This is a genomic window from Pseudomonas lutea (genome assembly GCF_000759445.1).
GTDB classification, from domain to species: Bacteria; Pseudomonadota; Gammaproteobacteria; order Pseudomonadales; family Pseudomonadaceae; genus Aquipseudomonas; species Aquipseudomonas lutea.
The window spans coordinates 1667514-1688044 of the sequence record NZ_JRMB01000001.1 but is presented as its reverse complement, the minus strand read 5'-3'; the positions used below and the strand labels follow the sequence as shown (position 1 = coordinate 1688044).

Here is a 20531-nt window from a genome sequence, read left to right as displayed (position 1 = left end):
ATGAACGCTTATCCCCGGGCCCTTCGTCAAGCAGATATTTCTGAATGTTGCAGGCCGTTTGGAAGTGGCCCTTCGGAAGGGCTGTCCCGGCGCCGCAGGCCGATGTTTCACCGTTCAGCATTTCATTCCCTGAAACAGTGGATTGCTTTTTCTGGTCATTCCCCGGCCCGGCAGCAAGTCGCACACTCGCCTCCACCAGCACGGTCTACCGAAACCGCATAACCCCCGCGCTGACCCGACTCATTCGCCCAGGAGACACGCTTCATGACCGCCATCAAGCTCTATCACTTCCCGCTGTCCGGCCACTCCCACCGCGCCGAACTGATGTTGTCACTGCTGGGCCTTGAGCCGCAGATTCAATTCGTCGACCTGGCCAAAGGCGAGCAGAAAACCCCGGGCTTCCTGGCCGTCAACGCGTTCGGTCAAGTACCGGTGATTGACGACAACGGGGTCATCGTTGCTGACTCGACGGCCATCCTGGTGTACCTGGCGAAGAAGTACGACGCCTCCGGCCGCTGGCTACCCAATGACCCGGAGGGCGCGGCGCAGGTCCAGCGCTGGTTGTCCGCCGCATCCGGTGCCATTTACCTGGGGCCGGCACGGGCGCGTCTGATCACGGTGTTCGACGCCGGCTTCGATCCTCAGGACACGATTCAGCGTGCCCATGAAGCCTTGCAGGTCATTGACCAACACCTGAATGGCCGTGAATTTCTCGCCGCTGACCACGCCACCATCGCCGATGTCGCGGCCTACAGCTACATCGCCCATGCCCCGGAAGGCAACGTGTCGCTGGATGAGTACGTGAACGTGCAGGCCTGGCTGTCACGCATCGAAAACCTCCCAGGGTTCGTGCCCATGCCGCGTACGGCGGCAGGTTTGGTCAAGTAGCCACTGATGACGCCGAGGAGTTCGCCCCATGAACCAGATTCGCACTGAAACGGCCTCGCCCTGGCATTCCGGCGAGCGCGCCCTGCAAGCCAGGGTCGGGGTTGCAGAACGCATGGAGGCGATGGGCAAGCGCGTCATTCGTGACTATATGCCCGACCAGCATCGGGACTTTTACCAGCACCTGCCTTATTTGATTGTCGGGGCGGTGGACGGCGAGGGCTGGCCGTGGGCGAGCGTGCTGGACGGCCCGTCAGGCTTCATTCAATCCCCGGATGCGCGTCGTCTGGACATTCATCGGCGCCCCGATGCCGAGGACCCGGCCAGCGCGCAGTTCGTGCCGGGCGCGGCACTGGGCATGCTCGGCATTGACCTGCACACCCGTCGTCGCAACCGCATCAACGGTCACATCAGCGAAGTGACGAAGGACGGCTTTGCAATTGCCGTGGAGCACGCATTCGGCAATTGCCCTCAGTATATTCAGGAGCGTGAAGTGCTCGACGTCGCCCCGTCCCCTGCAGCATCGACGGGTGTAACGTCAATGCCTGCAGCAGAACGGTCGAGCACGCTGGACGCATCGGCCACGGCCGTCATTCAGAACGCTGACACCTTTTTCGTCGCCAGCTACGTAGACCTGGACGGCGAGCCGTTCCATCGCTCGGTCGACGTTTCCCACCGTGGTGGCCAGGCCGGTTTCGTGCGGGTCGACGGCGAGGTGCTGACCATTCCGGATTTTGCCGGGAACCTGCACTTCAATACGCTGGGCAATTTCCAGCTCAACCCCCGGGCGGGATTGCTGTTCATCGATTTTCAGACGGGCGATTTGCTGCAATTGGCCGGCACGGTCACGCTGATTCTCGACGGGCCAGAGATCGCCGCCTTCCAGGGCGCAGAACGGCTTTGGCAAGTGCGCGTCGAGCAGGTCGTGCGGCGGCCGGCAGCCTTGCGCTCGCGCTGGGTATTCAAAGGCTGGTCGCCGAACAGCCTGATGACTGGTGACTGGCAGCAGACTGCTGCGCGCTTGCAGGCCGAAACCCTGCGTGATCAGTGGCGGGCTTTTCGGGTGACGCGCATCGAGGACGAAAGTGACGGCATTCGTTCGTTCTATTTTGAATCCGCAGATGGCATTGGCTTGCCTGCGTTCAAGGCCGGACAGCATTTACCCCTGCGTCTCTCGCCGGAGGGCCGTACGCCGCCGGTGATCCGCACCTACAGCCTGTCCAGCGCTCCGTCCGATGACTTCTTGCGCATCAGTGTCAAACGCGACGGCCTGGCCTCTGCCTATCTGCACGATCAGATCAAGGCCGGCGACGTGCTGGAAGCGCGGGCGCCGCAGGGTGGTTTCGTGGTCGACCCGCAGGAGCGCCGCCCTCTGGTGTTGCTGGGTGCCGGTATCGGCGTCACGCCCATGCTCTCGATGCTGCGCGAAGTCATTTACGAGGGCAAACGGGTGCGGGGAGGGCGGGCAACCTGGTTCATCCAGAGCGCCCGTCGTCTGGCCGACCTGGCGTTTCGCGAAGAAGTGGACACACTCATTGCCAGGGCCGGCGATCAACTGACCGCGATCCGTGTGCTGAGCCAGCCGGAAACCACCGCGCGCCGGGGTGAGGATTACCACCTGGCCGGGCGGATCGATCTGGACCTGCTCAAGACGCTGCTGCCGTTCAACGATTTTGATTTTTATGTGTGCGGGCCCGCCGCGTTCACCCAGGAAATCTACGACGGCCTGCGCGGCATGCATATCCGCGATGAGCGGATCCATGCCGAAACCTTCGGGCCGTCCAGCCTCAGGCGCAGCGGCGACTCGCATGCGGTGGCTTTCGAGCAGCCGCCTGCCGCCACCGAAGCCGTGCCGGTGCTGTTCGAGCGTTCCGCCAAAGAGGCGCGCTGGCAGCCCGGCGCAGGCAGCTTGCTGGAGTTGGCCGAGCGCCGCGGTCTGAGCCCGGAATTCAGCTGCCGCGGCGGTTCATGCGGCACCTGCAAGACACGGCTCATCAGTGGCCAGGTGCATTACCCGGTACCGCCCGCTGACAGGCCGGCGCCGGGCCACGTATTGATCTGCTGCGCAGTCCCGGCCTCAGGGCCGTTGGTGCTTGATCTTTAACCATCCATGCGAGTGCGGGAGAGACTGCAATGAGCCATTGGCCAGCGTTGGAGCAAGATGACCATCCGATTCACTATCCGGCAACCGAGCGGGAGAGTTCCTGGTTGCTGCCACAGTCGCTGGGTTCCCTGGCCGGCGAACTGGCTGGCGATCTAACGGGTGAATGGCCGGGCGAGCGCACAGGCGATCACGCGGTCAACCCTAACCGGGCGAGCAATCGATGGTTTCTGTGGATTCGCTCAGTGTCGGGTTTTAATCGGCCGCACTGATCGACGCCATCGGTTCATCGGTAGGGCTGTGCGCAGTCGCCTTTCGGTCCGACGACGTACGGATGTCGCAGCGTCTGGTCAGATAACGGGTGCCCCGTTTACAGTACGCTCGCGGTGGCCCACCAAGTCGCTCCCTGTGCGGGCAGCGCAATGGTCCACTCAGCGCCCGTTGTCATTCACAAGGACGTCCATCTTGATCACCCGCAGAACCCTTATCGGCGCCTCGTTATTCGCAGTTCCCGCTTTTTTGAGTCTGTCCTCACTCGCCGCCGGGCCCCTTTTCGAGCCCGCCTCGGATCAGACCATCGCGCAACGCCTGGTTGAGCTGGAGCGTCGTCACGGCGGGCGGCTCGGCGTCGCTATTCTGAATACCGCAAGCCAGCGGTTGATCGACCACCGCGGCAATGAACGCTTTGCCCTGTGCAGCACGTTCAAATGCCTGGCTGCAGCCTGTGTTCTCGCCCGGGTTGATCAACAGCAGGAAGCACTTTCCCGGCGCATCGTTTATGGCCGTGAGCAACTGGTGCCGTACTCGCCGACCACCGAATCCCACGCAGGCGGGCAGGGTCTGAGCGTCGGCTCACTGTGCGAGGCTGCCTTGACACTGAGCGACAACACGGCAGCCAATCTGCTGCTGGACAGCATTGGCGGGCCGCAGGCGCTGACCCAATGGCTGCGCTCCATCGGCGACACCCAGACCCGCCTGGACCGTCGCGAACCGGAGCTTAATGAAAACCGGCCCGGAGACGAGCGCGACACCACCACACCCATGGCCCTGGTGCAGACGCTGAACACCTTGATCCTGGGCGACGTGCTCTCGCTGCCTTCACGCGATCAGCTGACGGCGTGGCTGGTCAATAATCAGACCGGAGACAAAAAACTGCGGGCGGGTCTGCCCCGCGGTTGGCGGGTGGGTGACAAGACCGGTTCGGGCGCCAATAACGCCAGCAACGATGTTGCTATTCTCTGGCCTGGCGACCGGGCGCCTGTTCTGGTGTCCGTTTATTACACCGGGTCCATCGCCGGCGGCGATCAGATCAACGCGCTGATGGCCGAGATCGGGAGCCTCGCAGCGACGGTCTAGACGTCATCAGTTGCGGTGTTGCCCTCACATCGCAACGTCCCGAAACATATCTCATCGCCTTGCTTGTGCTCGGATGCTCGGGGTAGGGCAAGCCAGCCTGTCCGAGTGCGCGTTTGCACCGCACTGTTGCGCCTTTTCGAACCACAATCGGCCACCTATCGCTCGCCCGAATTGCCACAAAGTGCGATCCGTCGGCCTGGATTGTGGCGCATTGATATTAATTCTCGCGAGCTAGACAACTGCCTCTTCGTCCAATGGATACGGGTGTTTCGTATTTTACGGCTGTAGGAAAAGTCTGACAGACGGTGCCGTATTTGCCCTCTGTCTAAAGACTGTCATCAAACAGAAATGTTTCCAGTTTTAAATCTGCCTCGGGTCTTCAACTGTGACCACACATACAAAATTCTCTTGTTGAGGTATTGCCGTGATTCTGCTGACTAAAAAACGCCTGTCACTACTGCTGGCTTCGATGTGCCTGTCGGGTATGGCACACGCCGTTGACGTCACTGGCGCTGGTTCGAGTTTCGTGTTCCCGGTTATCTCTCAGTGGTCGCAGGACTACAGCAAAACTGCTGACAATCGCGTCAACTACCAGTCCATCGGCTCGGGCGGCGGTATTGCTCAGATTAAGGCAGCAACCGTGGATTTCGGCGCCTCCGACGCCCCGATGTCCGCAGAAGACCTCAAGGCCGGCGGCCTGGGTCAGTTCCCAAGCGTCATCGGCGGTATCGTCCCGGTGGTCAACCTGGAAGGCGTCAAGGCCAACGACCTTAAGTTGAGTGGCCAGGTAGTTGCCGATATTTTCCAGGGCAAGATCACCAAGTGGAACGACCCGGCGATCGTAAAACTGAACGATGGCCTGAAGCTGCCTGACACCAACATCACCGTGGTTCACCGTTCGGACGGTTCGGGCACCTCCTTCAACTTCACCAGCTACCTGAGCAAAGTCAGCGACGCGTGGAAAGCAGGCCCAGGTACCGGCTCCGCTGTTCAGTGGCCAGTGGGCGTGGGCGGCAAGGGTAACGAAGGTGTCGCTGCTTACGTCAAGCAGATCAAAGGCTCGATTGGTTACGTTGAGTACTCCTACGCCACCAAGAGCGAAATCGCTTACACCCAACTGCAGAACGCCGCTGGCGAGTTCATCAAGCCTGACGCCAAAGCTTTCGCCGCCGCTGCTGATACCGCTGATTGGGCAAACGCCAAAGACTTCAATCTGATCATGACCAACGCCCCGGGCAAGACGGCCTGGCCGATCACCGCAACCACCTGGATCATCATGTACAAGCAGCCGAAAAACGCCGAGAAGAGCAAGGCGGCTTTCGACTTCTTCAAATGGTCCCTGGAAAAAGGCCAGAGCTCGGCTGAGAAGCTGGAATACGTACCCCTGCCTGCATCGCTGGTCAGCAAGATCGAAGACTACTGGAAAACCGAGTTCACCAAGTAACTCGACGTTATCCGGCTAACCCCTGTCACCGAGCGCTCGGTGACAGGGTTTCCTTGCGAGTGGACCCACCATGACTGAAAACACCCAATACATGTCCGCTGTGATTCCGGATGCTGCATCCGAGAGCGATAAACGCGCGGCCCGCGATCACCGACACGACGCCTGGTTTCGGCGCACGATGCTGGGAGCGGCTCTGTTGGTGCTGCTGTTGCTGGCGAGCATCGCCGGCTCGACGCTTTGGGGCGGTGCCCTGGCGTTCAAGACCTTTGGCTTCGAGTTTCTGACCAGTACCGAATGGGACGTGGTCAACGGCAAATTCGGCGCACTGGTGCCGATCTACGGCACCCTGGTCACCTCCTTTCTCGCGCTGCTGATCGCCGTTCCGGTGAGTTTCGGCATCGCTATTTTTCTGACTGAAGTCGCGCCGCCCTGGTTGCGCATGCCCATTGCCTCGGCCGTGGAACTGCTGGCGGGTATTCCTTCGATCATCTACGGCATGTGGGGCCTGTTCGTGTTCGGCCCTTTCATGGCAGAAAACATGGCCCCGTGGATCAACGACAACCTTGGCGCACTGCCACTGATCGGCCCGATATTTCAGGGTCCGCCCCTCGGCATCGGCATGCTCACGGCCGGTATCGTGCTGGCGATCATGATTATCCCGTTCATCACCTCGGTCATGACCGAAGTATTCCGCAGCGTGCCTATTGCCCTCAAGGAATCGGCCTACGCACTGGGCGGCACAACCTGGGAAGTGGTCTGGGACATCGTTCTGCCCTACACCCGCTCGGCGGTGGTCGGCGGTGTATTCCTGGGCCTCGGCCGCGCACTCGGTGAAACCATGGCGGTGACCTTCGTCCTCGGTAACGCCCATCAGTTCTCCGCGTCGCTGATGATGCCCAGCAGCTCGATTGCTTCGGTGATCGCCAACGAGTTCAGCGAGGCCTACACCGACCTGCACCGTTCTGCGCTGATCGCCCTGGGCTTCCTGCTGTTTGTCGTCACCTTCATCGTGCTGGCGATTGCCCGTCTGATGCTCTCTCGTCTGTCGCGCAAGGAGGGTCTATGAGTAAGGCCGACAACGAAAACCTCTACCGGGTCCGCAAGATCAAGAACATGATCGCGATGGTGCTGAGCTGCGGCGCGACCGTGTTTGGCCTGCTGTGGCTGGTGTGGATCCTGCTGACCACTATCGTCAATGGCTTCGGGGCGCTGAACCTGAGTCTGTTTACGGAAATGACGCCGCCACCGGGCTCGACAGGCGGGCTGGCCAACGCGTTTTACGGCAGCATCCTGATGTCTGGCATCGGTCTGCTGATCGGTACCCCCATCGGGCTGATGGCCGGTATCTGGCTCGCCGAGTTTGCGCGTAATACCAGGCTGGGCAACGCGGTGCGCTTCATCAACGACATTTTGCTGTCGGCGCCGTCGATCGTGCTGGGCCTGTTCGTGTACACCGCGGTGATCCTGCCGCTGAGCGCCGTCACCAACCATCAGGTGGGTTTCTCGGCCTTTGCCGGCGCACTGGCCCTGGCGTTGCTGGTGATCCCCGTGGTGGTGCGTACCACAGACGAAATGCTTCAGCTGCAACCCTCGACCATGCGCGAAGCCGCACTGGCGCTGGGCGTGCCGCAGTGGAAGCTGACGCTGCAGATCGTCCTGCGTGCGGCCAAGGCCGGCGTGGTCACCGGCATCCTGTTGGCACTGGCTCGCATCACCGGCGAAACCGCACCGCTGCTGTTCACCGCGTTCGGTAATCAGTTCTGGAGCAGCGATCTGCTCAAACCCATCGCAAGCGTGCCTGTGGTGATCTTCCAGTACGCGATGAGCCCGTTTGATGACTGGCACTCTCTGGCCTGGGCCGGTGCCCTGATCATGACTCTGTTTGTACTGGTGCTGAGCCTCAGTTCCCGTCTACTTCTTTTGCGCAATAAGGCGTCCTGATGAACAACCTATCCCTCGCCGACGAAAAAACCAAAATCCAGGTCCGTGGTCTCGATTTCTTTTACGGCGGCCAGCGCTCGCTGAAATCGGTCGACATGATCATTCCCGAAAAGCGCATCACGGCGATCATCGGGCCATCCGGCTGCGGCAAGTCCACGCTGTTGCGGGTGTTCAACCGCATCTATTCGATGTACCCGAAGCAGGAAGCCAAGGGCGAAGTGATCCTCAACGGTGAGAACATCCTCGCGCCGGGCTATTCGATGAACCGCCTGCGCAGCCACGTCGGCATGGTGTTTCAGAAGCCGGTGCCGTTCCCGATGTCGATCTACGACAACATCGCCTACGCGGTGCGTCACCACGAAAAGCTCTCCCGTCGCGAGATGGAAGAACGCGTCGAGCAGGCGCTGCGTGGCGCTGCGCTGTGGGATGAAGTCAAAGACAAGCTCAAGCAGAGTGCGAACAGCCTGTCCGGTGGCCAGCAACAGCGTCTGTGCATTGCCCGCACCATCGCCCTGCGCCCGCAAGTGCTGTTGCTCGACGAACCGACCTCGGCCCTTGACCCGATCTCGACCGGCCGCATCGAGCAGCTGATCACCGAGCTCAAAGAGCAGTTCACCGTGATTATCGTGACCCACAACATGCAACAGGCCGCGCGCTGCTCGGACTACACCGCGTTCATGTTCATGGGCGAGCTGATCGAACACGGCGACACCGACACCATCTTCACCAAGCCCTCCAAAACCCAGACCGAGGACTACATCACCGGTCGTTTCGGCTGACATCCGCGCATCTCAGTAGGAGCCGGCTTGCTGGCAAAGCCGATTGATCGGATACATCGACGGTGGCTGTACGGCCGCTTTCGCCAGCAAGCCGGCTCATACAGCTGATCGAGGCAACCGCCGATATCTCGGCGTGCGCGAATCTGTAGGAGCCGGCTTGCTGGCGAATGCGGTGGGTCAGGTTGTGCGATATCGAGGGCTGATATTTTTCGCGGGCAAGCGCGCTCCTACAGTTGACCCGGGCAATCTCTGAAATGTTAGGCGTGCGCACATCTGCAGGAGGCAACCTCCGATATCTCGGGGTGCGCAAATCTGTAGGAGCCGGCGTGCTGGCGAATGCGGTGGGTCAGGTTGTGCGATATCGAGGGCTGATATTTTTCGCGGGCAAGCGCGCTCCTACAGTTGACCCGGGCAACCTCTGAAATGTTAGGCGTGCGCACATCTGCAGGAGGCAACCGCCGATATCTCGGCGTGCGCGAATCTGTAGGAGCCGGCTTGCTGGCGAATGCGGTGGGTCAGGCTGTGCGATATCGAGGGCTGATATTTTTCGCGGGCAAGCGCGCTCCTACAGTTGACCCGGGCAACCTCTGAAATGTTAGGCGTGCGCACACCTGCAGGAGGCAACCGCCGATATCTGGGGGTGCGCAAATCTGTAGGAGCCGGCTTGCTGGCGAACCCGATCGTTCAGACGCAGCAACGGCGCTGCACTGTCGCTTTCGCCAGCAAGCCGGCTTCTACAGGATCGGCATCTAATGAGGGGGGCATTTCCAGGGGCCGGCATTTATTCGCCAACCGGTGACCCCAGGACGCCCAGGCATCAAGCCGCCGGCCAATCCCTCTCAAACACCGCTCGAATCCCCCATGAATTCCTCAAGCCGCTTGCGCAGCCAGCGTTCGGCCGGGTCGGTGTCCATCACGCTGAGCCAGACCATCGACAGCTCCAGATTCGGCGTCACGAAGGGCAGTGGATCGCCGCGCAGCCCGGTTCGGCGCATGGCCTGGGTGAGGTGGTCCGGCAAGTTGCAGAGCAGGTCCGTTCCCTCCATCAACGCCGGCAAGGTGCTGTACTGCGGCACCGACAACACGGCGGTGCGCTTGCGACCGATCGCCGCGAGCCACTCATCCGCGAAACTCGAAATATTGGCCACGTACGACACCACGACGTGGGGCCGCGTGCAGTATTCGTCCAGGGTAATCGGATCGGTCCCCGCATCGGCGCGCACCACCATCGGCTGCATCCGGCGCAGCATTTTGCGCTTGGCATTGGCCGGCAGCTCACGGGTCAGGCACACCCCGACGGTGATGTCGCCCGACATCAACAACTCCGAGACATTCCAGAAGTTGACCTGCTTGATCACCAGCACGACGCCGGGGGCTTCCTCGCGGATGGCGCGCAGCAGCGGCGGCAACAGGCTGTATTCCACGTCATCGGACAGGCCGATGCGAAAGGTCATGTCGCTGCTGGCGGGGTCAAACTCCCGGGTCAGGCTCAGGGCGACTGACATTGCGTCCAGCGCTGGCGACAAATGACTGATGATTTCGTTGGCCCGCGCAGTCGGCTCCATGCGGTGGCCCACACGGATGAACAACGGATCGTTGAACAACGCCCGCAGGCGATTGAGGGCGGCGCTGATGGTGGGTTGGCCGAGGAACAGCTTTTCGGCAGCGCGGGTCACGTTACGCTCTTGCATCAAGGTCTCGAACACCACCATGAGGTTGATGTCGGCCTTGCGCAGCTCATTGCGATTCATACACCGTCCCCGTTGCCTGACATTCGTCACCCTGCTATGGAAGGCCTGCGATATTGATGGGCGTCAGTTTATGGAGCGCCGTCCTTCTGCGTCCAGCCTTCCCGGCCAAAGCCAGTCCTGCAGCGGGACGCGTGCGTGTGAGTGGGACCGGCTTCAACCGGGAAGGGGCCCGCAGTCACAAGCCGCGTTCGCCAGCAAGCCGGCTCCTACAGAGGAATACGGCTGGTCAGCTGCAATGGCGATGCCCCCTGACTTGGCAGTGTGGCGACTGACGCCTTCCCGGCTAAAGCCAGTCCCACAAGGTATACGCGTGCCTGAGTAGGACCGGCCAAAGCCAGTCCCACAAGGTATACGCGTGCCTGAGTACGACCGGCTAAAGCCAGTTCCACAGGGTATACGCGTGCCCGAGTGGGACCGGCTTCAGCCGGGAAGGGGCCAGCGGGCCAACCCTCGACTTTGCGGTGTGGCTACGACGCCTTCGGCTAAAGCCAGTCCCACAGGTTTGCGGTGACCGCCCAAGTGTTGCCCGCCAGAGCCAGCGCCCGCAGCGGTTTGCCATGGGAGCGAGCCTTTTCCCGATGAACTTCGGCAGAGCCTAGCGAGTCAGCATTAAAACGCTCACCATGAGGATCGACATTCCATGCAGATTTCCCTGAAAGGCCAAGTCGCAATCGTCACCGGTGCAAGCTCCGGACTGGGCGCCGGGGCGGCAAAAGGGCTCGCCGCATCGGGCGCCGCGGTAGTCATCAATTACCACTCCCAGCCGGAGCCTGCACAAAAGCTTGCCGAGGAGATCATCGCCGCGGGCGGCCAGGCCATCGCCGTCGGTGCCGACGTGTCCGATGAACAGGACGTGGAGAAACTGTTCGCCGAGACGCTCAAGGCGTTTGGTCGCGTTGACATCCTGGTCGCCAACTCAGGGCTGCAAAAGGACGCCCCGATCGCCGACATGACGTTGAAAGACTGGAACACCGTGATCAACGTCAACCTCACCGGCCAGTTCCTCTGCGCACGCGCGGCCCTCAGGCAGTTCGCCAGGCAGGAGATCCGCCCGGAGGTGTCGCGCGCACGGGGCAAGATCATCCACATGAGCTCGGTGCATCAGGTCATTCCCTGGGCCGGGCACGTGAATTATGCCGCCTCCAAAGGCGGCGTCGACCTGCTGATGCGCAGCATTGCCCAAGAGGTCGGCGAGCAGCGGATCCGTGTCAACAGCATCGCGCCGGGAGCGATTCGAACCGCCATCAACACCAAAGCCACCGAAGGCGACGCCGAGAAAAAGCTGCTGGAACTGATTCCTTACGGGCGAGTGGGTGAGGCGGACGACGTGGCCAACGCGGTGGTCTGGCTGGCTTCGGACGCGTCCGATTATGTGCATGGTACGACGCTGTTCATCGACGGCGGGATGAGTCTGTACCCCGAGTTTCGCAACAATGGTTGAGCCCACCGCCACCCCGGATGAACAGGCCGGGCAAGAGCCGCAGAACGCCATCGAGAATCACGGGATCATCGGTGATATGCGCAGCGCGGCTCTGGTCGCCGACACCGGCAGCATCGATTTTTTCTGCTGGCCCGATTTCGACAGCCCGAGCATTTTTACCGCGTTGCTGGACACGCCCGAGGCGGGGATCTTTCAGCTGGCACCGGTACTGCCGGACGCACGCCGGCAGCAACTGTACCTGCCTGAAACCAACGTGCTGATGACCCGCTGGATTGCCAAAGACGCGGTTGTCGAAGTGACCGATCTGATGCCCATCGCTTCGGAAGTCGACAACCTCCCGCGGCTGATCCGGCGGATCCAGGTTCGCCACGGCCAGACGGCGGTGCGCATGTTGTGCCGGGTGCGCCACGATTACAGCCGCGCTGACACGGCCGCTCGGATGGAGGGGCAAGACGTATGCTTCGAGGCCGAGGGCCAGCCTGCGCTGCGCCTTGCCGCTACCACCGGCATACGTCTTGAGGGTCAGGCGGCGGTGGCCGAGTTCGAAATGAAACAGGGCGATATCGTCGAGTTCATGCTCGGCGGTGCCGAAGATCCGCTGGTCACGGCGACGAACTGCGATTGCGACCTGAAAACCACGGTCAGTTACTGGCAGCACTGGAGCCGCCACTCCAACTACCGCGGGCGCTGGCGTGAGGTGGTCAACCGTTCGGCGCTGGCGCTCAAGCTGCTCACGTCGCGCAAGCACGGCGGCATTGTCGCCGCCGCCACGTTTGGTCTGCCGGAGGAAGAGGGTGGTCAGCGCAACTGGGACTACCGCTACACCTGGATCCGCGACGCCTCGTTTACCGTCTACGCCTTCATGCGCCTTGGGTATTCCGATGAGGCCAATGCCTTTATGCATTGGGTTCGCGACCGCATGGGCGACTGCTGCGAAGATGCCAACAAGTTGGGCATCCTATATTCGCTAGATGGGCGCGAAGAACTCCCGGAAAAAGAGCTGGATCACCTGAGCGGTTACGGCGGGGCGACCCCGGTGCGTGTGGGGAACGAAGCGTACAAGCAGACGCAGCTGGACATTTATGGCGAGTTGCTCGACGCGGTGTATCTGGCCAACAAGTACGGCGAAGCGATCTCCCACGAAGGCTGGAAGAACGTCACCCGCCTGGTCAACGACCTGTGCGAAAACTGGCAGAGCAAAGACGTGGGCATCTGGGAAATGCGCGGCGAGGACCAGCACTTTCTGCATTCACGGCTGATGTGCTGGGTTGCCCTGGACCGCGCGCTGCGTTTGTCCTTGAAACGCTCGCTTCCAGCGCCTTTCGAGCGATGGGACAAGCAGCGCCAGGCCATCCACGATGACATCTGGGACAATTTCTGGGACGCCGATCTGGGCCATTTCGTCCAGCACAAAGGCAGCAAAAACCTGGACGCCTCGATGTTGCTGATGCCGCTGGTGCGTTTTGTGGGTGCCAGTGATCCAAAATGGCTGCAGACCCTGGACGCCATTGAGGGCGCGCTGGTCCGCGATGGGATGGTGTTCCGCTATCGCAACGACGATGACTATCACGATGGTCTCGATGGCGAAGAAGGCGCCTTTGTGGCGTGTTCGTTCTGGTACGTTGAATGCCTCGCTCGCGCGGGACGTTTGGAGAAGGCGCACCTGGAGTTTGAACAGTTGCTCCGTTACGCCAATCCGCTGGGCCTGTACGCCGAGGAGTTCGACGCCCATGGCCATCACTTGGGCAACACGCCACAAGCGCTGAGCCACTTGGCGCTGATCAGCGCGGCGAGTTTTCTGGATCGCAAACTTGAAGGCGGCCAGACCCTCTGGCAGCCCTGAAACCGGAGAAGGTAGATGCCTCACGCATTCAAAGTGGGTGATCACGTGCGCTGGAATTCCGAGGCCGGGCACATCCTCGGCAAAGTGACCAAAGTGCATACCAAGGAAGTAGAGTTCATGGGCCGCCACCGCCATGCTTCACCCGAAGCGCCACAGTACGAGGTCAAGAGCGACAAGACCGGCCATCTGGCGATGCACAAGGAGGACGCGCTGGAAAAGGCGTGACCTGTCCTCTTCAAATTAACGGCAGACAAAAAAACCGCGGCGATGACAGATTCATCGCTGCGGTTTTTTGTGTGGCACGGGCGGCTGCGTTACGGGATCAGGCGCTGGGCACGGAGCGTGTCGAAAACGTCGAAGAACGCCTGGTCACTGGCCTGGAATTCCTTGAAACCCAGCGCACGGCTTTTCGACATGTCAGTCACTACCTCGATTGGCCGGCCCAGGTCCGCATCGCTGTGCCACGGTGAAATAAGGCGGGTGATATCGGCCTCTTTCAAGCCGTGGGTGCGAACCAGTTCATCCCAGGCCGGCTGGTCATTGGCCATCTGTTCTTCCAGCGGAGACGGCTTTTCCGGGAACGCTGCAGGGTGCAGTCCGAAGTACTCGGCGATCTGGCCCCACATCCACTTCCAGCGGAACACGTCACCGTTGGTGATGTTGAACGCCTGATTGGCGGCGGCCGGGGTGGTGGCGGCCCAGAGTTGCTGTTTGGCCAACTGGCGAGCGTCGGTCATGTCGGTCAGGCTGTCCCACTGCACGCGGGAGCCAGGAAACACGAATGGCCGGCCGGTGGCCTTGCAGATCGAAGCGTACACCGCCAGAGTCGTGGCCATGTTCATGGCATTGCCCACCGCAACCCCGGTGACCGTGTGCGGACGGTGCACGCTCCAGGTGAAGCCGTCGCGCTTGGCTGCTGCGAACACTTCGTCTTCTTGGGCGTAATAGAAGTTTTCGATGTCCAGCCGGCCTTGGGATTCACGGAATGGCGTCTGCGGCAACGTGCCCTTGCCATAGGCTTCAAACGGGCCCAGGTAATGCTTCAAACCGGTGACCAGCGCCACATGCCGAACGCTTTTTGCCGGGCTCAAGGCGTCGAGAACGTTGCGCACCATCGCGGCGTTGACCCGGATGTTCTCCGCTTCGGTGGCCTGCCGTGACCACGTGGTGAGAAACACGTGGGTGGGTTTGAGGTCGGCGAGGGCCTGTTTGACAGAATCCGGATCGTGCAGATCGGCTGCCACGGGGATCACGCCAGGCATCGCCGAAGGACGGCGGGAGAGGGCAGCGACTTGCCAGCCGTTATCGAGCAACAGTTGAGTGGTTGCACTGCCGACGATGCCGCTGGCGCCGACGACCAAGGCGGTCTGAGTCATGTGGGTCTCCTGATTGATCGAGTTGAACGGGCTCCATAAGGATGCAGCTCTAGGGTTTCAGAACGGCATCGGTGCAGATAGGTTCATCGCGATTGGCCGGGTGCGACCACAGACCGCGCACGCGCGCTTTGCATTCAGCCTGGTGCAATCAGCCGACCAGCAGCGCCGTCCCGTACATGCCAACGGCAAAGACCACGTGCCCGAGTACATTTTGCAAGCGGGCAACGTTCGGCTTGGGCGCCTTGCTGCAGGCAACCCCGACGCCCATGCCCGGTTGCAGGATGAACCAGCCCGCACCGATGGTGACCAGCCCGACGATCAGTGCGGGAAGAAAGGTAGGCGAGTGCGCCCATTGCACGCCCCAGATCCCCAGCAGTACGGCCGCAAACACCACGCCGACGGCGTAATGCATGAACCAGCCAACCGCCAGTTCGCGATGGATAACAGGCGAGTTGCCGATGCCGTCGCGGTGCCGGAATCGTCCCTTAGGCATTCCGGCGAACCAGCGGCCAACGAGGTGCCAGGGCGGGGTCGGCAACCCCAGGATAGCCTTGAGCAGCAACGCCCAGAGGTCGAGCAATGCCGTGCCGCCCATGCCAATGAGAATTGCCAGAAAGATGAATTCAAACATGTCTGTCCCTGCAGGTGGTCTACGGGCCTGTGTTGGCCGGACACGTTAGCAGAGTTGTCAGGGAAGCGGCATTAGCGGGGAAGCGGCCAGCCCTACAATCTGGATTTTGCAGGGTTGCCGCTGACGTCTTCCCTTGCGGCCTGGGTTTATCATTGTTGCCGCTGACGCTTTCCCGGCTAAAGCAGATCCCACATGTGAATGCGGTCAGTGGGACCGGCTTCAGCCGGGAAGAGGCCAGCCCGGACTGCCTGGATTTTTTCGTTGTTGCCACTGACGCTTTCCCGGCTAAAGCCGGTCCCACAGGTGGGTGCGGTCAGTGGGACCGGCTTCAGCCGGGAAGAGGCCAGCCCGGACTGCCTGGATTTTTTCGTTGTTGCCACTGACGCTTTCCCGGCTAAAGCCGGTCCCACAGGTGGGTGCGGTCAGTGGGACCGGCTTCAGCCGGGAAGAGGCCAGCCCGGACTGCCTGGATTTTTTCGTTGTTGCCACTGACGCTTTCCCGGCTAAAGCCAGTCCCACAGGTGAATGCTGTCAGTGGGACCGGCTCAGCCGGGAAGAGGCCAGCCCGGTCAATCTGGCTTCAACCGGGAAGCGTCACGCGGCGGGCTGCAAAATTACCAGCGGTCGTAGCCACGGCCGTGGTCGAAGCCCCTGCGATAGCCACCATCGTAATAGCCGCGCGGTGGCGGGGGTGCGAATCGACGGTACTCAACGCGCTCGCGCACCGGCACATAAACCACACGCTGGTACTGCTGCTGATAACGCGGCGCATATTGTGGCTGCGGGCGGTAATCCTGGTAACGCTCGCGCCCGTGATGGTTCGACTGACTGATCACTGCCGCCAATACCGCGCCTACGGCCGCCCCGGCGATAACCGGAACAATCACGTTGCGTTCGCTGGCCGATGCGGTACCGGCCGCGGCGAGCAATCCGGACAGAATCAAGGCGTGGCTCATCTTCGACAACATGGTGTCTCCTCAGGCGGTATAGTGAATTCGCCATGGCCCTATGAAACACCGGATGCATGTAAAGCTGCGTCCGGTATTGGTAAAGGTTAGGTAAACCACGTGAGGTCCAGGAAGTGTTGCTCATGTTGCCGTTCAACCCGGCGTGTCGCCGATGACCAGGGGGCAGCCTTGCCGAGGGACCGACCGCTCATCAGGCCGCGTCCCGGCTATCGAAACCCTGAACGCCAAAGTGGATCAACTGGGTAAGCAAGCGATGCAGAGGAAGACACAATGGTGACCGACGATCTCGTACGGTGGAACAGCCACTGGCGGTTATCAGACCACACAGTGTTATGCAGAACCTGCAAGGCCAGGCAACGCGAGTCCGAGCGCGAATCGACATTTGAGCATTTACCCACTTGTGGCTACGCACGTGAGATGGCGCACCCGTGGGACGAGCTGGATGCCAGCTGTGCGGAGCACGCTGCGCACTAAGGCGCTCTGTCGGTGATGACCGATGCCGGACGCCTGCCGTTTATAACGCTTTCAGCGATGCTGCCGTCGCCTTGAACAACAAGCTCGGTGGCTGACCGGGTACGTCGTCGAGTTCGCCACAGCGCCGCATGCCGATCTTTTCCAGGACCCGGGCCGAGGCGAGATTGGCGGGCCGCACGAAACCAAATACTTCGTCTAACCCTAACGTGACGAACGCGTGCCGCAACGCCGTTTCTCCTGTTTCCGTGGCAAACCCCTTGCCCCATGCCTCCACCGCAAACCGGTAGCCCAGGTTCATGCGCTGCTCCCCCAGATAATCGTGAAACGCGATTCCTCCGAAACCGATTATGTGGTGAGGGGCGTCCTTGCGCGCGATGGCCCACCAGCCATAACCGTGAATGTTCCAATGGTCAGTCCAGCGGGCGAGCAACGCCTGCGCCTGAGCTTCTTCGGTCATCGGGCCGGACGGGTTGAATTGCTGGGTTTGAGGGTCGCTGTAGATTGCATACAGACGGGCAAGGTCGGCAGGCGTCGGGGCTCGGTAAATCAAGCGCGCGCTGGTCAGGGGCATGGCGGGCAATCCTTCACTGGGTCGGCAGCGAACTGCGGTCATCGGCTCTCTGGTCTACCAGCCGAAGCCGATTGCGTCCACCCCGTTTCGATTCGTATAACGCTGAGTCGCTGCGCTCGATAAGCACGGCCAGGCTCGCGGGGGCTTCGCTGAACAGACTGGCGCCTATGCTCAGCGTGACCGCCTCGGGAGTGGCAAAGCGGTGTAACGCGGACGCCTGAAAAGCCTCGCGCAGCGCAGTGCTCCATGCCAGAACCCGCTCACTTGACGTGTCGTCCAGCAGGATCACGAACTCATCGCCGCCCAGTCGCGCCGCAAGCGAGCCGTCCGGGAGGGTCGAGCGTATGAGCTCGCTCAGTGAGATCAGCAACTGATCCCCTGCCGAGTGTCCGTAGAGATCGTTGACCAGTTTGAAGTGGTCGATGTCCATGAGCAACAACGCTGCCGGCCGGGTATCCGTTACCTTGTCCAGCAGCCGCTGCCCGCGTGCTTCGAATTCCCGCCGATTGTAGAGCCCGGTCAGAGGATCGCGTGCTGCGAGCCTGGCGATATGTTTTTCCCGGCGATAACGCTCCGAGCCGGTCATCGACAGCGCAATAAGCATGATCGCCATCGCCCCTTCGACCAGCGATATTTGAATGATCTCTCCTCGAAAGGCTGCCAGATCAATCAGCGTGCCCGGCATGACGGCCGTCACTGCTTTAGCGAGATAAAACATGCCGTGGGCCAGCAAGATGTAGCGCAACTGCACGGCGCCGACGCTCAGAGACCTGCCATGCGGGCGCAACAGCCAACTGGCCTTGAGCATCAGCAGCGTGACCAGCAGGGAGTTGCTCACCAGCATCACCTTCGACCACCAGGGTTGATCCGGCAGCAGCAAAAGCCCGAGCCATAGCGCAAAGATCAGGTACCAGTTTTTCGACAGTGTTGTCTGGGTAAACCGCGCCACCCCCAGCAGAAAGAGCCAGTGCGCAGTCACCAGCAAACCGTTGGCAAACCAGATACCGATGAGCAAAATGCCGCTGCCACGCAACAGCGCGAGGGTCGAGCCGATGGAGATGGTCGCAAAGCCCGCGCTCCAGAGCAGCAGCGAAGGCGCCTGCACCGCCCGCCATTCCATGCCCAGGTACAGCGCGGCGGCGGCTGCGAGGGCAATGGTCATCGTCAGCATCGTCATCGGATCGAGTGCCATGAAAGCAGCCTGGGTCAGTGAGCGGGTGGGTTGGGCCGGCAACTTCTCGCAGGGGATGGTTTTTTGCAGGCCGACCTGTATCGGCACGCCTGACTAAACTTTAATGCCGGCGCCGTTCCGCTAGAATTGCGCTGCCGCTTTTTAAGTCGAAGAGCGGCGGGCGCGAACGTGAGGCAGCAGTGATCGAACGGCGAGAATTCAGCGGTGGCATGAAGGGCAAGAACCTTCGCTACGTGGACGAGAACAAACGCGACCCGTCAACCCAGGCGCGCGCGGGCTTTATCTTGCTCGAGCACTTCTCGTTGCCGGCGTTCACCCAGGCACTGGACACCCTCGTCACCGCCAATCTGCTGCGCCCCGGTCTGTTTGCATCGCGCACCTTTGGCTTGCGCGAAGGCGAAGTCGCCAGTGATCTGGGTCTGGTCATCCGGCCCGACGCGCGGCTGGAAGCCTCAGCTTTGAGGGAGCTGGATCTGTTGGTGATCTGCGGCGGATACCGCACCGAGCTCAAGGCCGATGAAGCGTTGAACACCCTGCTTACGATGGCCGCTGAACTTGGCGTTACCCTCGCGGGGCTGTGGAACGGTGCCTGGTTTCTGGGGGCCGCTGGCGTGCTCGACGGCTATCGCTGCGCCATCCACCCCGAGCACCGCGCCGCCCTGGCCGAGGTGTGCAAGGTCAGTCAGGTCACCAGCGAAGCGTTTGTCATTGACCGTGATCGCCTCACTGCGTCAAGCCCGGCCGGGGCGTTCCACATGGCGCTGGAATGGATCAAAGGTCTGCATGACAAAGCGCTGGTCGAGGGCATCGAAGACATCTTGTCCTTCGAGGAATCACGCTATCGACGAATCAAACCGAGCCGACACCTGACCGTCAGCGCGCCGCTCAAAGAGGTGGTCAGGCTGATGGATGCCAATCTTGAAGAGCCCCTGGAACTGGAGCAACTCGCCGAATACGCCGGCCGCTCGCGTCGGCAGATCGAACGGCTGTTCAAGGAACAGCTGGGCACCACCCCGCAGCGCTATTACCTGGAGTTGCGTATCACCGAGGCGCGGCGTTTGCTGCAGCACACCGACTTGTCTCAAGTGGACGTCCTGGTGGCCTGCGGGTTTGTTTCGCCAAGCCATTTCAGCAAATGCTACAGCGCCTATTTTGGTTATCGACCGTCCAGGGAAGTACGCCTGGTCAAGTGAGCGTCGACTTGATTTGCCCGCCGCCAGGCCCAACCCTGTAGGCTTGCGCGAACGAGCCAGCCCGCCCGGACCGAGAAAGCATTGATGAGTGAAACCAGCACCAAAATAATCACCGTCGAGGGTCACGCAGCCCTCAAAAAGGAGCTCGATTACCTCTGGCGAGAACACCGGCCCGACATCACGCAAAAAGTGGCGTGGGCCGCTTCACTGGGTGATCGCAGTGAGAACGCCGACTATCAATACAACAAGAAGCTGCTGCGCGAAATCGACCGGCGGGTGCGCTATTTGCGCAAGCGGCTGGAAGACATGCGCGTCGTGGTGTACTCGCCCGAGCAGGAGGGCCGGGTGTTTTTCGGCGCATGGGTTGAGGTTGAGGACGAAGAGGGCGACACCAAGCGGTTTCGCATCGTCGGGTACGACGAGATTTACGGCCGGATGGACTACATCTCGATTGATTCGCCCATGGCGCGGGCGCTGCTGAAGAAAGAAGTGGGCGATGAAGTGTCAGTGCCCGTGCCGACCGGCAGCAAATTATGGTGGATCAACAAGATCGAATACCCAAAATAGCGGCTGCGATGCGCGCAC

At 61.2% G+C, this 20531-nt stretch carries 19 protein-coding genes; 13 read left to right on the top strand and 6 right to left on the bottom strand.

Going from position 1 to position 20531, the window contains the following annotated elements; genetic code table 11:
* Positions 1 to 264: 264 nt before the first annotated feature.
* From LT42_RS07240 to pstB, 8 genes are all read left to right on the top strand, one after another.
* Positions 265 to 888, top strand: a complete 624-nt coding sequence (locus LT42_RS07240; protein ID WP_037011130.1) for a glutathione S-transferase family protein — start codon at positions 265 to 267, stop codon at positions 886 to 888.
* 28 nt (positions 889 to 916) lie between these two features.
* Positions 917 to 2989, top strand: a complete 2073-nt coding sequence (locus tag LT42_RS07235) for a 2Fe-2S iron-sulfur cluster-binding protein (RefSeq protein ID WP_037011129.1) — start codon at positions 917 to 919, stop codon at positions 2987 to 2989.
* A gap of 29 nt (positions 2990 to 3018) precedes the next feature.
* Positions 3019 to 3258, top strand: a complete 240-nt coding sequence (locus LT42_RS07230) for a hypothetical protein (RefSeq protein ID WP_037011127.1) — start codon at positions 3019 to 3021, stop codon at positions 3256 to 3258.
* 193 nt (positions 3259 to 3451) lie between these two features.
* Positions 3452 to 4342, top strand: coding sequence for a class A beta-lactamase (bla, locus tag LT42_RS07225; RefSeq protein ID WP_081955332.1), 891 nt, complete (start codon positions 3452 to 3454; stop codon positions 4340 to 4342).
* Between the two features lie 424 nt (positions 4343 to 4766).
* Positions 4767 to 5786: a phosphate ABC transporter substrate-binding protein PstS gene (gene pstS / locus LT42_RS07220; protein ID WP_037011125.1), complete on the top strand. Its 1020-nt coding sequence runs from the start codon at positions 4767 to 4769 to the stop codon at positions 5784 to 5786.
* 70 nt (positions 5787 to 5856) lie between these two features.
* The gene (gene pstC / locus LT42_RS07215) at positions 5857 to 6852 is read left to right on the top strand and encodes a phosphate ABC transporter permease subunit PstC (RefSeq protein ID WP_037011123.1); all 996 of its coding nucleotides are present in this window, start codon (positions 5857 to 5859) and stop codon (positions 6850 to 6852) included.
* Positions 6849 to 7727 carry a phosphate ABC transporter permease PstA gene (gene pstA / locus LT42_RS07210; protein WP_037011120.1) on the top strand — a complete coding sequence of 293 codons (879 nt, stop codon included), beginning with the start codon at positions 6849 to 6851 and terminating at the stop codon, positions 7725 to 7727. Before pstC ends, pstA begins: the two co-directional genes overlap by 4 nt.
* On the top strand, positions 7727 to 8506 hold the full coding sequence (gene pstB, locus LT42_RS07205) for a phosphate ABC transporter ATP-binding protein PstB (RefSeq protein ID WP_037011117.1): 780 nt from the start codon (positions 7727 to 7729) through the stop codon (positions 8504 to 8506). Before pstA ends, pstB begins: the two co-directional genes overlap by 1 nt.
* Positions 8507 to 9345: 839 nt before the next feature.
* On the opposite strand, the gene LT42_RS07200 is transcribed toward pstB, so the two are convergent.
* Positions 9346 to 10257, bottom strand: coding sequence for a LysR family transcriptional regulator (locus LT42_RS07200; RefSeq protein ID WP_037011114.1), 912 nt, complete (start codon positions 10255 to 10257; stop codon positions 9346 to 9348).
* Positions 10258 to 10897: 640 nt separating this feature from the next.
* Here LT42_RS07200 and LT42_RS07195 point away from each other — a divergent pair.
* Genes LT42_RS07195 through LT42_RS07185 form a run of 3 tightly spaced genes read left to right on the top strand, consistent with a single transcriptional unit; the run spans position 10898 to position 13766 of the window.
* Positions 10898 to 11698 (top strand): glucose 1-dehydrogenase, encoded by an 801-nt coding sequence (locus LT42_RS07195; RefSeq protein ID WP_037011111.1) that lies wholly within the window; start codon positions 10898 to 10900, stop codon positions 11696 to 11698.
* A complete protein-coding gene (locus LT42_RS07190) occupies positions 11691 to 13541 on the top strand; it encodes a glycoside hydrolase family 15 protein (RefSeq protein WP_052075160.1) in 1851 nt (616 codons plus the stop codon). Before LT42_RS07195 ends, LT42_RS07190 begins: the two co-directional genes overlap by 8 nt.
* A gap of 15 nt (positions 13542 to 13556) precedes the next feature.
* Positions 13557 to 13766 (top strand): hypervirulence associated TUDOR domain-containing protein, encoded by a 210-nt coding sequence (locus LT42_RS07185; RefSeq protein WP_037011108.1) that lies wholly within the window; start codon positions 13557 to 13559, stop codon positions 13764 to 13766.
* A gap of 89 nt (positions 13767 to 13855) precedes the next feature.
* Here LT42_RS07185 and LT42_RS07180 read toward each other — a convergent pair whose 3' ends face one another.
* From LT42_RS07180 to LT42_RS07160, 5 genes are all read right to left on the bottom strand, one after another.
* The gene (locus tag LT42_RS07180; RefSeq protein WP_037011105.1) at positions 13856 to 14917 is read right to left on the bottom strand and encodes an SDR family oxidoreductase; all 1062 of its coding nucleotides are present in this window, start codon (positions 14915 to 14917) and stop codon (positions 13856 to 13858) included.
* A gap of 148 nt (positions 14918 to 15065) precedes the next feature.
* The gene (locus LT42_RS07175) at positions 15066 to 15548 is read right to left on the bottom strand and encodes a DUF2938 family protein (RefSeq protein WP_037011102.1); all 483 of its coding nucleotides are present in this window, start codon (positions 15546 to 15548) and stop codon (positions 15066 to 15068) included.
* A gap of 614 nt (positions 15549 to 16162) precedes the next feature.
* On the bottom strand, positions 16163 to 16516 hold the full coding sequence (locus LT42_RS07170; protein WP_037011099.1) for a hypothetical protein: 354 nt from the start codon (positions 16514 to 16516) through the stop codon (positions 16163 to 16165).
* Positions 16517 to 17030: 514 nt separating this feature from the next.
* Positions 17031 to 17561: a GNAT family N-acetyltransferase gene (locus LT42_RS07165; protein ID WP_037011096.1), complete on the bottom strand. Its 531-nt coding sequence runs from the start codon at positions 17559 to 17561 to the stop codon at positions 17031 to 17033.
* A 13-nt stretch (positions 17562 to 17574) separates the two neighbouring features.
* Positions 17575 to 18753 (bottom strand): GGDEF domain-containing protein, encoded by a 1179-nt coding sequence (locus tag LT42_RS07160; RefSeq protein ID WP_037013078.1) that lies wholly within the window; start codon positions 18751 to 18753, stop codon positions 17575 to 17577.
* Positions 18754 to 18932: 179 nt separating this feature from the next.
* Between LT42_RS07160 and LT42_RS07155 the strand changes: the two genes are divergently transcribed.
* Together LT42_RS07155 and greB are read left to right on the top strand one after the other, a co-directional pair.
* Positions 18933 to 19946 (top strand): GlxA family transcriptional regulator, encoded by a 1014-nt coding sequence (locus LT42_RS07155; RefSeq protein WP_037011093.1) that lies wholly within the window; start codon positions 18933 to 18935, stop codon positions 19944 to 19946.
* Between the two features lie 84 nt (positions 19947 to 20030).
* Positions 20031 to 20513 carry a transcription elongation factor GreB gene (greB, locus tag LT42_RS07150; RefSeq protein WP_037011090.1) on the top strand — a complete coding sequence of 161 codons (483 nt, stop codon included), beginning with the start codon at positions 20031 to 20033 and terminating at the stop codon, positions 20511 to 20513.
* Positions 20514 to 20531: the final 18 nt, after the last annotated feature.